This window comes from Acinetobacter sp. MYb10 (assembly GCF_002980175.2).
Taxonomy (GTDB): Bacteria; Pseudomonadota; Gammaproteobacteria; order Pseudomonadales; family Moraxellaceae; genus Acinetobacter; species Acinetobacter guillouiae.
The window spans coordinates 1,949,591-1,969,254 of the sequence record NZ_CP058272.1 but is presented as its reverse complement, the minus strand read 5'-3'; the positions used below and the strand labels follow the sequence as shown (position 1 = coordinate 1,969,254).

Sequence of the window (19,664 nt, the reverse complement as noted above, 5' to 3'; positions counted from 1 at the left end):
CTATTTCAGTAATCACTTTATTGAAATCTATGATGATTAAATTTGTTAAGTCTAAAAAGTGAAAATTGTGATACAGCCTAATATAATTTTAGAAACCATTCCTGTAAACACTGAACATTGTTATCAAATTTAATGCCAATTATCGGATCAACAGCGGCTTAAATATGGCAAGATTGCAGCGGAAATATTGTAAAAAATAGAAAATGATTGATAAACCAATAAGATATACCTCAAATAAATGACTAGGTTTATAATCATAAATTGAGAGAATGGTCAATTGCCGAATTAAACATGTTTTTTAGCTGAAAAGATATATAATAATAGGCTTAAATCTCCTGCCAAAATAGAGTCTAGAATACGATGTCTCCATTAGATCAAATGATCCCAGCTACAGATGACCAGTCAGAATTAACCATGTCCGTTTTGATGACCCCAGATATGGCAAACTTTTCAGGTAATGTACACGGTGGAACCATCCTTAAGCTACTTGATCAAGTTGCTTATGCATGTGCAAGTCGTTATTCAGGAAGTTATGTTGTGACACTTTCAGTCGATAAAGTGAATTTCAAAGAGCCAATTCATGTGGGTGAAATGGTCAGCTTCCTTGCCAGTGTCAACCATGTTGGTCGTACCTCCATGGAAATCGGGATTCGTGTTGAAGCACAAAATATTCAAAAACGTACAGTACGTCATACCAACAGTTGCTATTTCACCATGGTGGCTGTAGATGAAAATGGTAAACCACAACAAATTCCAGCTTTAAATCTGGATAATGATTGGAAACGCTGTCGTTTTGAAGCGGCTGAACAACGTAAAGTGGCGCGTTTACAAGAAAATCATCATCCTTCTTGCAGTATCTATAAAAAAGCTTCAAATGGTTAATTGATTAAGTTTCCCCCTCATTGCCAATGAGGGGGGCTTTAGAGAGTCTCAAAATTTAAATGAAATGTGGTTAGCGTGATACGCTATATTTGCCAACACTAAGCTATTGACGCTTAAACATAGATTCAAAAGATAAAAATTTGATAAAGACAGAGCAGTACTTTTAATTGACTTTGTTAAGAACACGTCCATCTACAGTCATGCTCCATGTCCCATTGGCAGTTTGTTGCGGTGCTTGAGAAACTTTAAACTCAGTTGAAAGTGGTCCAATGCCAGCACTAAAGTTATTGCCTTCAAATTTAGAAATTGGGGCAGATACAGATGAACTTGAATTAGGTTGTTTATTGCTATATTCAACACGGCCTTCAGGTGTAATCATCAAATTTACACTGCCATCCTCACTTTGCCACGTGCCTGAGTAGTTTTGCTTATCTGTCGGTAACGGTTTGCTACATGCAACAAGTAGGGTGCTGATGACGCCTAAACCGATCAGTTTTTTTAACATTTTAGATTCCTCGTTAGTCTTGATATGTCAGGTTTTAGTTATAAATTTATCAATTTTACAAACTGATTTAAGTGCAAAATAGTATAGCTGAATTATTCAATAATTCGAATTAGAAAAGCACTCAGAGGGCCATAATTGGCGTATGTACGAGTTATCTTAAAGATTAAAGATCAGAAAAATGATGTTATTGGATGACTTTAATTTTTTTAAAAGTGCAATTTATATAAAAAATATTCTAAATTATTGGTTTGAATCAATCGCTATATTGAGAATAAATTGATTTTTTTTTAAATAAATTGCAGTTAATTTTTCTGTAGCTTAGAGCCTTTATGAAAGGATGGAATTTTTTTTTATAAGATATTGATAATTATTTTATTTATTTTTTTAGAAAAGAAGCATCATTGCTTTTGCATATAAATTAATCATTCTTAGCGATATTTTGATTATACTCAAAGCACGATAAAAATGGATTTAAAAACAATGAAACTTTATACCAATGCACATTCTCGTGGAAATACCATTTTGCCTTTATTAAAAGAATTAGATATCGAAGATCAAGTCGAAATTATTCAAGTGGATTATAAAGACTTGAATCAGCCTGAATATTTGGCACTGAATCCGATGGCTAAGATTCCTTTTTTAGTGGATCAAGGTTCTGTTATTTCTGAGACACCTGCAATCTTTGCGTATTTAGCAGACAAATATATTGAGAAAGGTTTAGCACCCGCATTGAGTGATCCCAAACGTGGAGAATATTTAAAGTGGTTATTCTTTTGCCACGGACCTTTGACTGAATTCATGGATATTAAAAGTTTAGGTATTTCAACAGAACAAATTCAGGAACGAAGAAGAAGTCTAGGCTTTGGTACAGAAGAAACAATTTATAACTTTATTAAAATTGGGCTGAAGCAAGCAAATCCTTATTTGCTGGGGCATCAAATCTCTGCGGCAGATTTGTTTTTAGCATACTGGCTGATCTTTGCCATCTCTTTTAAAATTGTGCCATATCTAGACGAATTTAAGCCGTTTATACAGTTGATTCAACAGCGTGATACCGTAAAAGATGTAGCTTGGATTCAGGCAGTTTAGCGGAGTTTGTTCAATCATGAATATGGTTTAAAAATTGGATTTTAAATTTATCTGGATGATTCAGAATAGTGAAAATTGAAATATTATCGGTTGTTTTAAACATAAAGTAGCTGCTGAGAAATACATTTTTTGATCATCAGCTTAAGTGTATTTTGACGCAATATCCGCTTGATATTTCTGTGTATGATTGGGTTATTGAAAATGGTTTTGGAAACCGAAAAGTGATCTACAAAAAACTGGTAAATTTATTGGTCGTTTTTCGAGCGCTTATTTAGAGCATGAACATTTTAATCAGTATGATGAATAAGCTAAAAATTGCTGAATATTTTTTATTGAGATATACAACTCACAAGCTATTTTAAAAAATTTTAATGGTTCTAGAAAAAATAAAAAGACTAAATCGCAGCATGATCTAGTCTTTTTATTCAGATCGTCTTTTCAGACAACCTAATTGCTAACTCGGGAGGAGTGTTAAATCTTATTGACCTGCTTGAGGAGCAGAAGTCGCTGGAGCTTCAGCAGCGCTTTCAGTCGCAGGTTGAGCTGTAGGTTGACCAGCAGCTTGAGTATCTTCAGCTGCAGCTGGTTGTTCTTGAGTTGATACAACAACTTGTTCAGCTTCAGTTGCAGCTGTATCAGTAGCAGCAAAAGTTGAGAAAGCAGTGAAAGCAAGTGTAGTAGCTAAAAGTGTTTTAACGAGTTTCATTTTGGCATCCTTAATTCATTGAATTGATCGTATAACGACCTGTGAGAGCGTCAGTTGTTAAATGCGTTGCTGATCACAGGGAGTAGTGTCATGCTAAGTGCAGATGAAAAAATGGGCAACCTAAGCAACAAAGCGTAACAGACAGGTTTACATGTTTAAAACAAATCATTGTATTATGTTGTTTTTTTGTGACTCATTGACTTTTACCAATAGGTAAAAATGTATGTAAATATGAAAAGTTGATTAAAAAATACACGATGCTGTTACTTACAATTAACATTCACGATGCAATCTTTATGAATGGTATATTGGAGTTTTGGATTGTTTTTGTAATTTTAATTTAAAAAATAGATTTAAAACCTGAAACTAGTGGCACATTTTCAGTAATAATAAGAAGCGTCGCGATAACTATCAATTTCTTTTATTTAATATGCTGAGTCGATCCTTTGAAGATTTTAAGCCAAAAAACAGTTAAAACTCATATTATTTCTGGATTTTTAGGGGCTGGAAAGACCACCTTATTACAGCATTTGCTTCAACAGAAGCCAGAAAATGAAACTTGGGCGGTGCTGATGAATGAGTTTGGACAAATTGGTGTAGATCAACAATTATTACCACAAGACTCAGGCTATGAAGTAAAAGAGTTACTCGGTGGTTGTTTATGTTGTGCAGGACAATTGCCTATGCAAATTGCCTTGTCTCGATTGATTTATGATAAACAACCCGATCGACTATTTATAGAACCCACAGGCTTAGGTCATCCCGCTCAACTTTTGGCACAATTGACTGAACCGCAATGGCAAGCGCAAATTGATATGCGTGCATTGGTGACAGTAATCGATGGGAGTCGCTTACATGATTCTGAATGGGTGAATCAAGAGCTTTATCAAGATCAATTAAAAGCTGCACAAATTGTTGTGGTTTCACATGCAGATAGTATGTCTGCGTCTGATCATGAGGTATTAAACCAGTTTAAAAATGATTATTTTGCCTATATTCAAACTTGGGTATTGGCAGAGCAGGGCAATCTTGATATTCAACAGCTGGATGTAACACATCAAGGGATTGAGAGAAAAGTTGTACCGTTGATCCAAGTGCAAAAGCAATTTAACCCCGATGAAGTACTGCCTGTGGTTAAACAATTGCCTTATCACTATGTTGAAACGGCTAATGGATATACTGTTGCTGGTTGGAAGTTTTCAAAGCGTTGGCAATTCGATTTTTATGACTTGTTAGATGTCTTGTGTGAGCAAAAAGACTGGTTACGGATCAAAGGGATATTCAATACCAATCAAGGTTGGATGACATTTAATTTTAATCCAGAAAATTTGAATTATAAATCGGGTGAAGAAAGCTTGGATAATCGGATTGAACTCATTAGCCAGCACAATCGTGATTGGGAAAGTTTAGAAACAGCTTTGTTGAATTGTCGAATTGATCAGGCGGAAAAAACGCAGTAATCCTTTTGAAAATCTTATAGACTGTGCGCCATATTTAAGAACTTTTTGGAACTTTCATGGCATTAAAAGCAACAATTTATAAGGCTGATCTCAATATTGCCAATATGGATGTGCATCAATATGGTGATTATCAATTCACGATGGCATTACATCCATCTGAAACGATTGAACGCTTAATGGTGCGTGTATTGGCATATGCTCGTTTTGCAGATGAACGTTTGGAATTTACCAAAGATTTATTTGAAACTGATGAACCTGCTTTATGGGAAAAGGATTTAACCGGACAGTTGATTAAATGGATTGAAGTTGGTTTGCCTGACGAAGACAAAGTTAAAAAAGCGGCAGCGCGTTGTAAAGAAGTGGCTGTCATCGCCTATGGTTCAGCCGTTGCAGAATGGTATAAAAGAAGTTCTAAACTCAAAACATTATCAAATGTTCAGGTATGGCAGTTGTCTGAGGCGACGACAACTGCAATTCAAGCTTTATGTCAACGCACAATGCAATTGCAATTGAATGTTATGGATGGTGAGTGGACTTTAATTGGTGATGATGCTCAAGCTGTGATTGAATGGACACAGTTACAATAAGCATTGTTGTCCAATAAAAATTGACAAGAAAAGCAAGCGAATCGCTTGCTTTTTTTTGCTTAAATTTCGTATACCTAGAGTGATAAAAATAGTTATGTAGAAAATCAATGAATAATGACATCTACCACTTACTGATGGCTTTGGCGATTGGTGCGATTATTGGTGCAGAGCGTGAGTATCGCAGTAAGTCAGCAGGGTTACGCACCATGATTATGGTGAGTTTAGCATCCTGCTTATTCACCATACTTTCGATCAAAATTGGGGTACAAAATCCTGATCGTTTGGCAGCAAATATTCTGACTGGTTTGGGGTTTTTAGGTGCTGGGGTTATTTTTAAAGATGACAACCGAATTTCAGGTATTACCACTGCAACAACGATTTGGATGGTGGCTGCATTAGGTATGGCCGCTGGTGCTGGTTATGAATATTTAGCATTTGTTGGAACGATACTGGTACTGGTTGTATTAGTATTTCTCGTCTATTTTCAAGAAAAAATTGAAGCGATTCATCAAGCTCGTAATTACAGGATTTTATGTGATTATCAGCAAGAGACCTTAGATAAATACGAAGAATTGTTTAAGCAATACAATATGAAAATTTTACGTGGCGTACAAAATAAAACTGAAAAACAGATTGTTGGGCGCTGGGTTTTAATTGGGTCTGCACAAAATCATAAAAAACTCATCAATTATTTGCTTTTAGATCAAGAGATTATAGAGTTAAGTTTTTAAAATAAAAAACGCTTTTTAAATGTAGATGAATTAATCAATTTTGCACAACAAGCGGAACTTTGGAAAACGCAATTGTTGAAATACACGTATAATTACGCCCAACAGGTTGAGCAAGATTATCAACGTTTTTGTAAAAGTTATGCTGAATATTGTACTGAACAAAAGACAGTGATGTGTAAAGCTTTGCACAAACCCGAATGATGAATAGGAATAATGTATGTCAAATGAATTAGAAATTATCGATTTAAAAGTTGGTGAGGGTAAAGAAGCGGTAAAAGGTGCTTTGATTACAACTCATTATACTGGCTGGCTGGAAGATGGAACTAAGTTTGATTCGTCAATTGATCGTGGCAATTACTTTGAAACAGTGATTGGAACAGGCCGTGTAATTAAAGGTTGGGATCAAGGCATTATGGGGATGAAAGTGGGGGGTAAACGTAAATTGATCGTTCCTGCACACTTGGCTTATGGTGAGCGTAAAATGGGCAAAATCATTCCAGCAAATTCTAATCTGATTTTTGAAATTGAACTTTTTGATGTCAAAACACGTGATTAAATTCACTAAATGTTTGGGCTAATTTAGCCATCAGCATTGAATGCAAAAATAGAGGTCAATTGATCTCTATTTTTTTATGCTTGATGAATCATCTATCGACTACACTATGTTGCGCTAAAAATGTTGAGTAAGTCTTCTTCATTTCTGCATATTTCAATGCGATAAAAATATAATCCAAATCTTAATTTAAATGGCTATTTTTGAGCTAATAGTGTGATTTTAAACACAATAGATTTAATTTTTTGTTTATTATTTGCTCGATACTTAACAATCATCTACAATACTTTTGTCTTAAAAGTGTTTAAATGTCACAAATAAATAATTCTGCTCAGAGTTATTTTTAAGGTTCGTTTCAGTTTTATTCTTTTAAATCATCGTTGTAAAACCTCTGGCTCAATTCGTCTTGAAAAAGGATTTTAGTATTTCAATATTGATGTACTACGGACGAATTCAGATTTAAAACAATGATGATCGAGTATTTAAATATATGCTAAGCCGTTACTTTTCTCCTTCAGCGATGATATGCGTAACACTATTGTTTTCTTCCTTTTATAATAGTGCAATGGCAGAAGTAGACCAAGTTGCTACTGAAACTCCAATCGAGCATGAATTACCTAAAATTGATTTAAATACGCTGACAATTATTGGTTATCATGAAATTACGCCTAATCATGATGCAGTGATTCCAGATTATGCCGTGACCACGAAACAGTTTGAGCTGCATTTAGATTGGCTACAAAAAAACGGCTATAATTTTGTCAATGTAGATCAAATTATTAAAGCCAATGAAGGTAAATATAAACTGCCTACTAAACCGGTATTGTTGACTGTAGATGATGGTTATCAATCTTTTTATCAATATGCATATCCGGTCATTAAACAACGTAAAATTCCTGTTGTACTCGCTGTCGTTGGCTCATGGTTAGAACCCAAAGCCAATGAAATGGTTCAATTTGGTGATGAAAAATTAGCACGTAAAAAACTTTTGACGTGGGATGAACTTAAAACCATGCAAAAGAGTGGCTATGTTGAAATTGGTAGCCACAGTTATAATTTACATCGTGGTATTTTAGGCAATCCTCAGGGAAACTCTGAGCCAGCTGCTGTCACACGCCAATACGATCCAAAAAGTAAAACCTATGAATCTGACAAAGCCTATGCAGATCGTATTTTTAGTGATTTGAAAAAGAATAATAAAGTATTGCAATCACATGGTTTAAAAGCACCACGTGTGATGGTGTGGCCATATGGTCGTTATAATATGGAAGCGGTTGCTTTGGCTAAAAAAGTGGGTATGCCTATTACGATTAGCTTAGATGATGGTCCAGACCATATTGAAAAATCTTTAGGTCATTTGAACCGTATTCTTGTTGAAGGGAATATGACTACGGATTCTTTGGCACAAGAAATCCAAAGTCGTCAGATGAATTTTACTGACAATAACCGCCCACAAAAAGTTATGCATGTGGATTTAGATTATATTTATGATCCAGATGAAGCGCAGCAAGAGAAAAATTTAGGTCACCTATTAGACCGTATTCGTGAAATGAATGTAACCACGGTATTTCTACAGGCATTTGCTGATCCTGATGCCAATGGTTCTGCTGATATGGTGTATTTCCCAAATCGTACTCTTCCAATGCGTGCAGATTTATTCAATCGTGTTGCATGGCAGATTCAAACGCGTACTCAGGTCAGTCGTTTATATGCCTGGATGCCGTTATTGGCTTGGGACTTACCCGCTTCAAATCCTGCATCTAAAGATGTGGTGGTGACTCAGCAAGCCAAAGACAGTGATCATTTAAATATGGGATATCATCGTTTAAGCCCATATTCACCAGAAGCACGTAAAGTAATTGAAGGCTTATATCAAGATTTAGCGAAATCCACGACATTTGATGGCATCTTGTTCCATGATGATGCAACACTTTCAGATTATGAAGATGCCAGTCCAGAAGCCATCAAAGCTTATCAACAAATTGGTTTACCAGCCGATTTAGAAGAAATCCGTAATGATGATGCAAAACTGCAAAAATGGACTGATTTTAAAACCAAGACCATTGATAACTTTGCAATGGATTTGGCGCAAAAGGCACGTTATTACCAACCGTTCTTACTGACTGCACGTAACTTATATGCTCAAGTTGCACTTTCAGCATATTCGGAAAACTGGTATGCCCAGTCTTTAGAACAATCGATTAAAAATTATGACTTTACTGCAATTATGGCAATGCCTTATATGGAACAGGCGCCAGATGCAACTAAGTTTTATAAAGATTTAGTGCAAAACGTGAAGAAACAACCGAATGGGATTAAAAAGACGATTTTTGAATTACAAGCAGTGAACTGGCGTAATAATCAAAAGATTCCAACCTCGGAAATTGCTCAAACGATTCAGTCTTTGTATCAACAAGGTGTGATGCATGTGGGTTATTACCCAGATGATCCAATTGAAGATCATCCAAATACTGCAGAAATGCGTAAAGTATTTGATTCTAAACCACAACGATTGGTTCCTTAAGGTCTGATATGAGTGCATTTCAACACCTGTGGCAATCCGTATTAAACTTTATCTTCTATTATCCATTATTTATGTCGTATCTATGGATGATAGGCGCTTTAATTTTCTATTGGAAAGAACGTAAAGAGCCACCATATACTCAACCGCCAACATTGGAAGAATATCCTTTAGTTGCTGTGCTTGTGCCGTGTTTTAACGAACAAGACAATGCGGATGAGACCATTAGTCATGCATTGAAGTTGAATTATCCAAACTTTGAAGTCATTGCGATTAATGATGGGAGTTCTGACAATACAGCAGAAATCTTAAATGCGTTGGCATTGAAGTATGACAAGCTTCGCGTCGTACATTTGGCTGAAAACCAAGGTAAAGCCATGGCATTACAAGCGGGTAGTTTGCTTACCGATGCTGAGTTTTTAATTGGTATTGACGGTGATGCGTTACTTGATCCATATGCTGCACAGTGGATGATTCGTCATTTTCTCAATAATCCTACAGTTGCGGCTGTGACAGGTAATCCACGTATTCGTACTCGTTCGACTTTACTGGGACGGATTCAAGTTGGTGAATTTTCTTCAATTGTCGGTATGATTAAACGTGCACAACGTACTTTTGGTCGTTTATTTACAGTTTCTGGTGTGATTACTGCTTTTCGTAAAAGTGCTGTACATGAGGTGGGCTATTGGTCACCAAACATGTTAACTGAAGATATTGATATTACTTGGAAATTGCATCGTGCGGGTTGGGATGTAAAGTTTGAACCGAATGCCTTGGTTTGGATTTTAATGCCAGAAACCTTTGATGGTCTATGGAAACAACGCTTACGTTGGGCCATGGGTGGCGCGCAAGTTTTAATTAAGAATTTTGATGTATTATTTAAACCGAAACTGAATTTTCTATGGCCCTTGATTATTGAGTTGATCCTCACCTTAGTCTGGTCATATTTAATGCTGATTATGGTGATTTTCTGGATCTTGCACTTGCTGCTACCGTATGCAGGCTTCCCAGCAATGAGCTCCCCATTATTACCGATGGGAACAGGTATTTTACTCGGTACAACTTGTTTACTGCAGTTCGCAATCAGTAAGTGGATGGATAGTCGTTACGAATCGAGTTTAGTGAAAAACTACTATTGGATGATTTGGTATCCCTTTGTATTTTGGTTGATTACAGTAACGGCAAGTATTGTTGCATTCCCAAAAGTTCTTTTACGTGGAGAAAGTAAAAGGGCACGGTGGGTCAGCCCCGATCGTGGTATGCGACATGATGACTAACATTTTAGTCAGAATAAGTTTTGAGATATGAATATGAAAACAAACTCTTTGATTATTGATGTACGTAAGCAGTTACCGTGGCATCGTCGTTATTTCTCCACGACAATGACGGCAATGCTGTGGGCATTTTGGTTGTTGCTTTGGAGACCTATTGTCATCTTGGTGGGATATCTTTCACTTGAGAAACCACAACTGGTACATTACTTCTTTAATGCTTTTGCAAAAGCCCTAGAAAGCGGATTATTTGCGTTGATTGCTTGTGCGATTTCTTTGTGGTTATGGAGTAACTTTGTTCCAGCGAAGACCAAAAAGGAAGCAGAAGCTAAATCTACACAAGAATATGCTGACCATTTCAATTTGAATGTGGATGAACTTCTACATTCTCGTCAGCAAAAAATCGCTACAGTTCATCATGATGCTGATGGTCGCATCACATATATTGACTAATGGCTTAGTCAGCAAAAGTCCCACAGGTTGGGGCTTTTGTTTTCACAGGGAAACATAGATGTCCGCAAAAATAAACTCGGCAGAAAGTATTCGAGGTCTAGCTTGTTTAGCTGTCGTATTTTCTCATCTTGCAATGAGTTTTTTTCCATTTTTACATCATTTTGATCCTAATGAGAAAACAGATTTGGCTTGGGTGTATGCCATACATCATTTGCCTTTTGGTTTTCTCTACTCAGGTGATGCTGCTGTTTTTGTATTTTTTGTTTTAAGTGGCTTTGTGCTCAGTTATGCGATCTTAAAAAGTCCTCAACAATTTCATGCAAAGATTAAAAATATGATGATTAAACGCTATCCGCGTTTAATGATTCCAGCACTGACTTCATGCATTATTATTTGGTTGGTCTTTAAAGTCATCCATATTGATAGTAGTCATGTGGGTGCTTGGTTACATGCATTTGCGATACAAGATTTTAGTTTTAAACATGCATTATATGAAGGAACTATAGGCGCATTTTTATTCTCAGAAAGTGATATAAACTGGGTGTTATGGACGATGACGATTGAGCTTATGGGTTCATTTGCATTATTTTTTCTACTCTATTTGTACCATTATAAACATATTGCTTTTTGGCTAGGCTCACTTTTAATTCCTTGTCTTGCATTTCTTTGGCGAGGGCAAGGCTTTAGCTTTGGGATTTCCAGTTTTATTATTGGTATCTATATTTATTTGTATGCCAAACCACTTTCAAATGCTGTAGCCATTCCTATGTTATTGATTGGCCTATATTTAGCAGGTGCACATAATACCAGTGCAGCCTATAGCTGGGTTCATCATATTTTAGGGGAGAATACTTATGATTATAGTAATTTCATCGCTGGAATTTTAATTGTTTATAGTGTTTTGATGAGCCCATTATTGTCTAAAGGCTTAGATCACCCGATTTTAGTCTGGTTAGGAAAGTTATCTTTTTCCATTTATCTATTACATTTAATGATGCTGTATTTAATCTGTATTCCGTTGTTTAACTTATTTTTAAGTTGGCATTGGAGTTATTCTCTCGCAGTAATCTGCTCAGGGTTAACTGCGATTGTAGTCACCCTGATTGCTGCGAATTTTTATAGTGATTATGTCGATCAGTTGGCTATTAAGGTCAGTAATAAAATTGCCAACAAGGTTTTAAATTAGTCCTTCAAAACACGCATACAATTTGCAAATATTGTTTACAATTTAAGATGTACTGAGTTGTTTTTTAGGCATTAAAAAATTGATAATTATCGTGATTTAATCAAGTATGGGCGACTCATTTTTAGCATGGATCGCTTATATGCATCTGTTCAAATCCATTGTTATTTCATTGATCGCAATGAGCTTTCAATATACTCAAGCAGCACCATTAAATGCTCAGCAAGCATTGACCGATGCACCGCCGATGAGTTTGTTTGAATCGTGGAATACGCCCATTGAGCCCTTTAAAATTTTTAATCATGTTTATTATGTCGGTACTGAAAATTTATCTTCGGTGCTGTTTGATACAGGTGATGGTTTGGTTTTAATTGATAGTGGGATTGATCAATCGGCAGCGCAGATTAAAGCCAATATTGAAAAATTGGGTTTTAAAATCACAGATGTAAAATACCTACTCAATAGTCATGCGCGTTTAGATCAAGCTGGTGGTTTTGCCAAATTAAAACAATGGAGTGGTGCTCAATTGGTCGCAAGTGCTGCCAATGCCGAAATGCTAGAAAATGGCGGCGTGACTGATTTTGCTTTAGCTAAGCAATTGCCTTTTCCATCTGTAGCTGTAGATATCATTATCAAAGATGGGCAACAATTAAAGCTCGGTCGTCAAATCTTTACAGCACATGCGACGCCAGGCCATTTGCCAGGTGCAACCTCTTGGACGACAGATATCCGTTATTACTTTAAAAACTATAAAGTCATCTATGCTGACAGTTTATTTACGGGCGGTTATTATTTGTTAAACAATAACAATTATCCAAATCTAGTTTCAGACATACGACACACATTTAAAACTTTGGATGCAATCCATGCAGATATTTTCCTTGCCAATAAAGCGGATCGCTTCCATATGAAGCAGAAATTAGCTAAATTGAATGCGGGGGATAAAAAAGCATTTATTGATCAGACGGGTTTACAAAATTATGTAGCGAAGGGGAGTGTTGAATTTGAACAACAATTACAGCAGCAACAACGCTTAGCGCAGTTTAAAACATTACAATAATTAATTTAAAATAAAACATGCTATATGCGTTATATAGCATGTTTTATTTTAAATATTGCTATAATTCAGATAAAACTGATCATTTGTTTTTAAATGATATACAACAGATAACGACTTATCCTAAAATATAGAAAATTGAAATGAAAATACAATATATCAAACAGTTATTATTCATTTGTAGTGTCGTGATCACGTCATCTATATATGCACAAGAATTTCAACAATTGAACATTCAAATGCAGCTTTCAAAACAATGTTATCAAGATGATGAAGACATATTTTTACCTCAAACTTATCAATTACGCTCGACAAAAGTCGTATTAAAAACCTATTCCTGTATCCGTAAAAAGCAAGATCGAGAGCAATATTTTTCAGCGTATGGGATACAGTTGGGTGCTAAAAAATCATTATATTTAGTCGATCAACTGGCGGATGCAAGTGGTTATGTTGGTGTTAAATCTGAGCAAGTGGATGCAGATACGATTGTGTTTGACAATATGTATGAACGTGGCGGTGATTTAGTGATTGTGTGGATGCCAGATCTACAAAATATCTATCATGTGAAAGTTCATTATATGGCCTCAGATGAAGGTGGGGTAAAGCTGTATAGTAAAAATGATCAGATTTTTATTCAAAAAATTGCTTTAAAAGCGCTTAAAGATGATCAGCCGATATATAAAAATATAGGAAAACCGATAATACTCAAAAAGGTGCAAGGCAAAGGGATCGTATTTGCTTCAGGTGATCTAAAAGCATTACAAAATTAAAATAAGAGATCTGGTTTATCTGTATAAAGAAAACAATTGTTACGTTTAAGCTGGGTATCTCTAGTGAGATAGTTATACAATTTACTGGGTAAACTATTAAAAAAACAATCAAAATACTCAGCTTTAAACTTAGCTCATGAGTCTGAACTGGGGCGTATTATATGCTTGAGATTACGCTATGTTGAAATTTATCATTGTCCTATTATTTTTGATCACGCTATATGTGTTATGGCGGTGGGTTGCTAAACAAAAAATTAATGCAGCTTTTGAAGAACAACGACAAGCGTTATCTCAATTGGTTCAAAATCCTCAAGAAGAGCATGAACTGCCCGAAAAAACCAAGCTGATTAAACAGATGATTGCAGAAGAGCGACAAAAGGCGAGTTCAACAGTAGCAACAGTACCATTAAATTCTACAGTTCAAGTAGAGCAGCCGACCGTACTTGAGGAGCAACATACCCCCGCCAAGCCGATCACTGATGAAGACCAACGGTTATTTGATGCAGCGGCGCAACTGTTTTTTGAACAAGCTTTACAGACCAAAGATTTTTCTCAAGCAGGGCATATTCAGCATGACGTACTCAGTAAGATGCCGATGAATACACAAAGTCAGATCGGGTCTTTTGATTTTGGTGAATGGTCTATTTTTTGGAGCTATCATGAACAATCACTTGAATACTATGTCGGACGTTATGGGGTGTTCTATGCGCATGTTGATCATCAAGGCATAGAACATAAAGCCGAATTTAAAGATCGTTATTGATTTTCTATTAGACTGCTTAATTCTTTTAGTCGAAATGTTGTGGAATTGATTTCACAATCTAAATGTGCAAATCCTGATGCCAATCCCAAAGCCCCATAAGTAAGACTTCCCATGAGTTCATTACATTGAGCATCACGATAATTGAGCCAAGCTTTTTGTGATTTTTCCAGTAATAACTTGTTGTTATCATCGTATTGCAGATAAATGCGTTGATATAACTCAGGGTCTGTTGGCATTTCATAAACGGCTTGCGTTGTAGGTTAAAATTGAGCAGGCAAGGCATGAAACGAAGAGAATAACGAGAATATTTTCAAGTTTCATAACGTAGGCTGAGATAATTTTAGCCACAACCCTTCGGGACTAGCGTGTTTTTTGCCGCTACGTCGTTACGAACTATTCATTTAGAGTGACTAAATTTCATATTTCGTGCCTAGTATCGCCTAAAAAACACACGTAGTCGCAAACGTAGACGAATTGTCAACAGACCCTATTATTTTCGCTTTATCTGTTTTTAATTGCTGCTGCATACATTGATAAGCTTGTCGTTGATCTTGTTGATTGCATTGTGCATAAGCTGTATTGAATAGGCTCATAAAAAGCAAAGCTAAAAAACTATATTTGATCTTTTTTATCATTTAATTTTCACCAAGAAGTTGCAAATCAGTCGAGTATTATAAGGAGAGTTGTTGAGAAATTCGCGCTTTGACTTGATTTAAATAGAACAGATCGTTATTTAGTCGATACATTAAAATCGCACCCTCATAATCGGCCACACTTATTTTTGCCAAAATTTGTGCATCGGCTTGATCCATTTTTTGTTGAAATAATTGATACAAGGCATTTTGCCAATCTTGGAAAATTTCACGGATTTTTTCCAAGACTTCTAAAGAAATATGGCTTGCCTCTAAGGACAGTATCCCAACTAAACAGCCTTTTATTTCATAACTAAAAAAATGAACAGCTTTATCATGGATGATTTGAAATTGTTGATTTGCATCCACTACAGCAAAATCTTCGAGTTTAAACAGCGATTGATTTAAATAAAGATGAGTGTGCGCTAAGATCTGCATCAATAAGGCTTGTTTGTTGGGATAATAATAATAAAACGATGCTTTACTGAGTCCACATGCTTTTGCCAACATCTCCATACTTGTTCCAGCATAACCATGTGCTTTAAATTGTAAAGCACAGGTATTTAACATATGTTCAGGCCTAAGTTTTTGTGGGCGCATAGATGACCTTGCTGCTTATGGAGTTAAAATTAATCGTGGATGAATGTTTCGAAAGTATTTAACATTTTATCCCAAATTGGCTCCGAACCTTGACGAAAATAGCCCATATGTCCAATCTGTTTTAAACCAAACTCGTCTGCGGATATGTTGATAAAGTGCATGGGCGCATTTTTGTAATGTTGCATAAAAGCATAACGAGAATTTGGCAATGCCCAATCATCATCTAAAGCGGCCACTGCATAAATCGGCGTTTTAATTTGGGCATATTGTTCATGCAAATTTTGTTGCTCAGGATCTGCAAAAAAGTAAGTGGGATTTTTGCACCATCTACGCCATTGTTGGTAGACCCCTTTAGGTAAATCTGCACCCATATTGAGTTTACTCCAAGGTAAGTAACCTGTAATCGCCACCATAGGTGGAAAGATAATGTTCCAAATTACCTGAACTTTAATTTTTTCTTTAAATGGCATATAGCCATGCCAGCCAGCACCTGTGCCAAAACAATACATTGCACTTACTTTGTCGTGATTCGGTGTTAACCCTAAGGCTTGTCCACCGTAAGAATGTCCAACTAAAAATAGGGGCGTATCTTGTTTAAAACTGTAGTCAATTGCACCTGCTAAATCTAATTTTCCCCAATCCAGATATGACATTTTAAAACCTTTTAATTGCCGTGGCGCAGATTTGGCCACGCCACGATAATCAAAAGTGAGTACCTGATAACCCAATTGTGCTGCATATTCAGAGAAGCGGCGATAAAATGCTTGTGGGACACCTGTTGCACTGGAAATAACAAGATTTGCTTTGATTGTATTGACTGGGGTGTAAAGTACGCCAGCCAGTACATAACCATCCAATGCCTTAAAGCTGATGGCTTGGCTTGTAAAACTATTGCCATTCAAGTGTTTGATTTCAGTTGAATACTTTAAATTTTGCATGATTGTTCCCACAGTTATTAGGTTATCGCCGTATATCGCTATGATTGGTTTACTTGCCTTTAAACTGTGGTGCTCGACGTTCGATCATTGCTCTCACACCTTCTTGCGCATCTTCAGAGGCGAGTAAAGGGCTAAGTAGATTTTGTAGGTTTGCAAATGCGACTTCAGGACTTTGTAAAAAGGCTTGATGTGCCGAATGGAGTGCCGCTTGGACGGCAAGTGGTGCCGCATTGGCAATACGTTCAGCCAGCTCTATGGCACGCGTTAACTGTTGGTTATCCTCAACAACCTCAGTGACTAAGTTCATTTCATAGGCTGTTTGTGCATAAAATAAATCACCAGTTAACACATATTTCATGGCTTTTGCCCAGCCAGCAGCTTGGACGAAACGTACTGTTGCACCACCAAAAGGTAAGATACCGCGCTGTACTTCAATTTGGGTAAATTGAGTATTTTCATTGGCAACAACGATGTCAGAATTCAACATCAATTCAATACCAGCGGTATAACAATAGCCTTGTACCGCGGTTACCAATGGTTTTGTTCTTTGACGCCCAACAGTTCCCCAAGGATTCACAATATCATCGCTAAAATTAAATACCCCATCGGCTAGTTTTGGTTGTAATTCAACCAAGTCCAATCCTGCGGTAAAATGATCGCCATGTGCAAAGACCACCGCACAGCGTAGTTGTGGATTATTTTCATATTCAGTTAAAGCCAGTGATAGGTCGTGAATCATATGACTATCAAAAGCATTGCGTTTATCTGCACGATCTAAGCCAATTAAAAAAATATGACCACGGATTTCACGACTGACTTTTCCTTGTAGATTTGACATTTGTTGTTCTCTCATTGGTTGTTTTATAAGTTTTTAAACGATCGTTAGAAAACTGTCAATCATTTTAGAATGACTGAACCGTTTACATTGGTATAGCATATTTAAGGCGTTAAAGGATTGCTGCATTATGTATGTTATTTGGCGCTTTGGGGGAGTGCCTATACTTTTTATAAGAAATTTAACAAGACATAAAAAACTGCTCATACACTTAAATGCCCAGCTAAATTTATCACTGGGCATTTAATTTAAAGGGATTTAAACCTGAAGAGTTACTTTTTAAACTTGGTTAAAAGTTTTTGCATCGGTAATTTATCACTCGCATACCCATAAATTGCAGCAAAAGGTAAGGCTGTGCGAGCAAGATAGGCGACACGCCATAAACCACCATGATTGGCGCCTTCCATCATCAATTCTAATGGATGCCCCATCTCAGTTTCAGGATTTGCAACAGACTTAGGATTTCTTAGGTCATGAATCCAAAGCGCTGCCATAATTGAATTGGTTGTTTCAGGACGGAACGCTTCTACATCAAACAAACTCGCACCGTTGAACGCAGCTTTAAGCAACGGATTCTTGGTGACCGAATGTGTCGTCGTGGATGGTGCAATATTGATACTGACATGTTGCCCTTGATGTCGTGCTAAAGTTGCACGCCACTGTTGAATACGTTTTGCCAATGCATAATTAGGGCCTTGTTCAACCACCAGACAATCAGCAATCCCATAGAATTTACCATTGTCAGAGCGAATCAATTGTTGATCATGGTGCTTAAAGAATTGCTTTAAGGAAAGGGTTGCAATCCCTTTGCTGAATACGGTTTCAAATTTTGATCTATGTTTGAACTTTTTATTTGAACCTTCAATCACTTCTTCTGGTACAGCATAGACATCTGTAGGCGTACACATATACATCAGAGATGAATCATTCTTGTGTTCACTGACATGGCTCATAATCGTGTCCATTGCCATCGACACACGCACATGTTTTTCACCATCCAAATAAGCAATTGAGGCCAAATCTAACTTGTGTGGATTATCACAAAGCCATTGTGTAATTTCTGGAATTTGGGTCAGTAAATTTGCTCCAAGTTTGCTTTTTAATTCGTCAATATCATTGGTATTGAGGATTTTTTGAAAACTAGGTGCGTACAGTGTGGCATTGCCATTTTCAATGATTTTAAGAATTCTCTCCCAAACACGTTCATTGGGTAGATCAACGGCAACAATATTGGCTTTCCATTTTGATAACCATGTTAATGGGCCTGCCTCTGAAGCTGCGCCAAATAAAACTAAGGTACGATCCGATAAATCAAACCATTCAGGATGTGCAATCACGTTTCTCAGTGCGTCTGCATGACTTGCTTCAATAATGCCAGTATCTTGCCACTTTTGAATTTGCTGATATAGCGCTTCGCCTTGTAGTTTTTGCCCGTGATAGGGTACAAACCACTCCACCTCAGCATCTGAATGACCTTTAAAACTAACGCTTTGAATCTTGTCTAGTACTGGAACTGTACCAATATCTTTTAAAGAATAGCGTTGTCCATCTCTAAAGAAATCAAAGCTATGTTGGGCTTTGTGTAAGCCTTGTTTGGCAATAGTGATGGCGTTATGACTTGAACGAATGCCATGTTCAACCAATGCCTTAAAATAAACTGGATAATTTTTACGCCAGTTTTTTTCATCTAAAGCTTGTTGTGCGCTGAGATGATCAACCAAGGAAAGTGCTTCTGCAATGATTTCTTTACCGACTTGCGAGCTGCTACTTTTTTGAGTCTTTGGATGAACTGGAAACTGTAAACCATCAATTGAACTGGACATGCAAAATATCTCGTTTTATTTCATCATTAATATACAGATGTATACATTATCCATGCCATATTCAATATTTGGGTGGCATTTTCTGACAAAATTTAGATAAATTGGTCGTATAAATTGAATAAATTAGTGCTAAAAATGTCTTAAATTAAGCTTAGTATTTCATTTATAAAAAGTTTCATTGGTGTCATTTTATGCGTTTTAAAGCTCAATTTGTTGGTAAGCTAAAATGCAGTAAATATCAATTTGTGTATGATTTATATCCATTTATTATGTGTATATGTTATGTTGAAATTTGCGTAGATTAT

Annotated in this window: 20 protein-coding genes; 13 read left to right on the top strand and 7 right to left on the bottom strand. The window is 36.4% G+C overall.

Annotated features, from left to right (window positions below; all coding sequences use genetic code 11):
• Positions 1 to 360: 360 nt before the first annotated feature.
• Complete coding sequence (locus CQZ96_RS09310) at positions 361 to 882, top strand: acyl-CoA thioesterase (protein ID WP_004722691.1); 522 nt, start codon at positions 361 to 363, stop codon at positions 880 to 882.
• Between the two features lie 163 nt (positions 883 to 1,045).
• Here the strand turns inward: CQZ96_RS09310 and CQZ96_RS09305 are convergent, their stop codons facing one another.
• Positions 1,046 to 1,387, bottom strand: coding sequence for a hypothetical protein (locus CQZ96_RS09305; protein WP_004819444.1), 342 nt, complete (start codon positions 1,385 to 1,387; stop codon positions 1,046 to 1,048).
• Between the two features lie 480 nt (positions 1,388 to 1,867).
• Here CQZ96_RS09305 and CQZ96_RS09300 point away from each other — a divergent pair, with 480 nt between their 5' ends.
• Entirely contained in the window at positions 1,868 to 2,476 is a 609-nt protein-coding gene (locus tag CQZ96_RS09300) for a glutathione S-transferase family protein (protein ID WP_105713209.1), read from the top strand.
• A gap of 478 nt (positions 2,477 to 2,954) precedes the next feature.
• Here CQZ96_RS09300 and CQZ96_RS09295 read toward each other — a convergent pair whose 3' ends face one another.
• Positions 2,955 to 3,182 carry a hypothetical protein gene (locus CQZ96_RS09295; protein ID WP_004722685.1) on the bottom strand — a complete coding sequence of 76 codons (228 nt, stop codon included), beginning with the start codon at positions 3,180 to 3,182 and terminating at the stop codon, positions 2,955 to 2,957.
• A gap of 446 nt (positions 3,183 to 3,628) precedes the next feature.
• Here CQZ96_RS09295 and CQZ96_RS09290 point away from each other — a divergent pair, with 446 nt between their 5' ends.
• The 11 genes from CQZ96_RS09290 to CQZ96_RS09240 all read left to right on the top strand — a co-directional run bounded on the left by CQZ96_RS09290 (position 3,629) and on the right by CQZ96_RS09240 (position 14,531).
• On the top strand, positions 3,629 to 4,642 hold the full coding sequence (locus CQZ96_RS09290) for a CobW family GTP-binding protein (RefSeq protein WP_004722683.1): 1,014 nt from the start codon (positions 3,629 to 3,631) through the stop codon (positions 4,640 to 4,642).
• Between the two features lie 56 nt (positions 4,643 to 4,698).
• Positions 4,699 to 5,229, top strand: a complete 531-nt coding sequence (locus CQZ96_RS09285; RefSeq protein WP_004722682.1) for a YaeQ family protein — start codon at positions 4,699 to 4,701, stop codon at positions 5,227 to 5,229.
• Positions 5,230 to 5,336: 107 nt separating this feature from the next.
• A complete protein-coding gene (locus CQZ96_RS09280) occupies positions 5,337 to 5,960 on the top strand; it encodes an MgtC/SapB family protein (protein ID WP_105713208.1) in 624 nt (207 codons plus the stop codon).
• Positions 5,961 to 6,177: 217 nt separating this feature from the next.
• A complete protein-coding gene (locus CQZ96_RS09275) occupies positions 6,178 to 6,516 on the top strand; it encodes an FKBP-type peptidyl-prolyl cis-trans isomerase (protein ID WP_004722677.1) in 339 nt (112 codons plus the stop codon).
• Between the two features lie 487 nt (positions 6,517 to 7,003).
• Entirely contained in the window at positions 7,004 to 9,037 is a 2,034-nt protein-coding gene (gene pgaB / locus CQZ96_RS09270) for a poly-beta-1,6-N-acetyl-D-glucosamine N-deacetylase PgaB (RefSeq protein ID WP_105713207.1), read from the top strand.
• An 8-nt stretch (positions 9,038 to 9,045) separates the two neighbouring features.
• Positions 9,046 to 10,311: a poly-beta-1,6-N-acetyl-D-glucosamine synthase gene (gene pgaC / locus CQZ96_RS09265; RefSeq protein WP_004722670.1), complete on the top strand. Its 1,266-nt coding sequence runs from the start codon at positions 9,046 to 9,048 to the stop codon at positions 10,309 to 10,311.
• 33 nt (positions 10,312 to 10,344) lie between these two features.
• Entirely contained in the window at positions 10,345 to 10,758 is a 414-nt protein-coding gene (gene pgaD / locus CQZ96_RS09260) for a poly-beta-1,6-N-acetyl-D-glucosamine biosynthesis protein PgaD (protein WP_004722669.1), read from the top strand.
• Positions 10,759 to 10,816: 58 nt separating this feature from the next.
• A complete protein-coding gene (locus CQZ96_RS09255) occupies positions 10,817 to 11,944 on the top strand; it encodes an acyltransferase family protein (RefSeq protein ID WP_105713206.1) in 1,128 nt (375 codons plus the stop codon).
• A 139-nt stretch (positions 11,945 to 12,083) separates the two neighbouring features.
• Positions 12,084 to 13,001, top strand: a complete 918-nt coding sequence (locus CQZ96_RS09250) for an HARLDQ motif MBL-fold protein (RefSeq protein ID WP_105713399.1) — start codon at positions 12,084 to 12,086, stop codon at positions 12,999 to 13,001.
• Between the two features lie 140 nt (positions 13,002 to 13,141).
• Positions 13,142 to 13,768, top strand: a complete 627-nt coding sequence (locus tag CQZ96_RS09245) for a hypothetical protein (RefSeq protein ID WP_004722661.1) — start codon at positions 13,142 to 13,144, stop codon at positions 13,766 to 13,768.
• 178 nt (positions 13,769 to 13,946) lie between these two features.
• Complete coding sequence (locus CQZ96_RS09240; RefSeq protein WP_105713205.1) at positions 13,947 to 14,531, top strand: hypothetical protein; 585 nt, start codon at positions 13,947 to 13,949, stop codon at positions 14,529 to 14,531.
• On the opposite strand, the gene CQZ96_RS09235 is transcribed toward CQZ96_RS09240, so the two are convergent.
• The 5 genes from CQZ96_RS09235 to CQZ96_RS09215 all read right to left on the bottom strand — a co-directional run bounded on the left by CQZ96_RS09235 (position 14,525) and on the right by CQZ96_RS09215 (position 19,359).
• On the bottom strand, positions 14,525 to 14,767 hold the full coding sequence (locus tag CQZ96_RS09235; RefSeq protein ID WP_216076340.1) for a lysozyme inhibitor LprI family protein: 243 nt from the start codon (positions 14,765 to 14,767) through the stop codon (positions 14,525 to 14,527). The two genes, CQZ96_RS09240 and CQZ96_RS09235, sit on opposite strands and share 7 nt — an antisense overlap.
• Positions 14,768 to 15,202: 435 nt before the next feature.
• Complete coding sequence (locus CQZ96_RS09230) at positions 15,203 to 15,763, bottom strand: TetR/AcrR family transcriptional regulator (protein ID WP_004722653.1); 561 nt, start codon at positions 15,761 to 15,763, stop codon at positions 15,203 to 15,205.
• Positions 15,764 to 15,792: 29 nt separating this feature from the next.
• Positions 15,793 to 16,701, bottom strand: coding sequence for an alpha/beta fold hydrolase (locus CQZ96_RS09225; protein ID WP_105713204.1), 909 nt, complete (start codon positions 16,699 to 16,701; stop codon positions 15,793 to 15,795).
• A 49-nt stretch (positions 16,702 to 16,750) separates the two neighbouring features.
• The gene (locus tag CQZ96_RS09220) at positions 16,751 to 17,539 is read right to left on the bottom strand and encodes a crotonase/enoyl-CoA hydratase family protein (RefSeq protein ID WP_004722651.1); all 789 of its coding nucleotides are present in this window, start codon (positions 17,537 to 17,539) and stop codon (positions 16,751 to 16,753) included.
• A gap of 269 nt (positions 17,540 to 17,808) precedes the next feature.
• Positions 17,809 to 19,359 carry a hypothetical protein gene (locus CQZ96_RS09215; protein ID WP_105713203.1) on the bottom strand — a complete coding sequence of 517 codons (1,551 nt, stop codon included), beginning with the start codon at positions 19,357 to 19,359 and terminating at the stop codon, positions 17,809 to 17,811.
• Between the last annotated feature and the right edge of the window lie 305 nt (positions 19,360 to 19,664).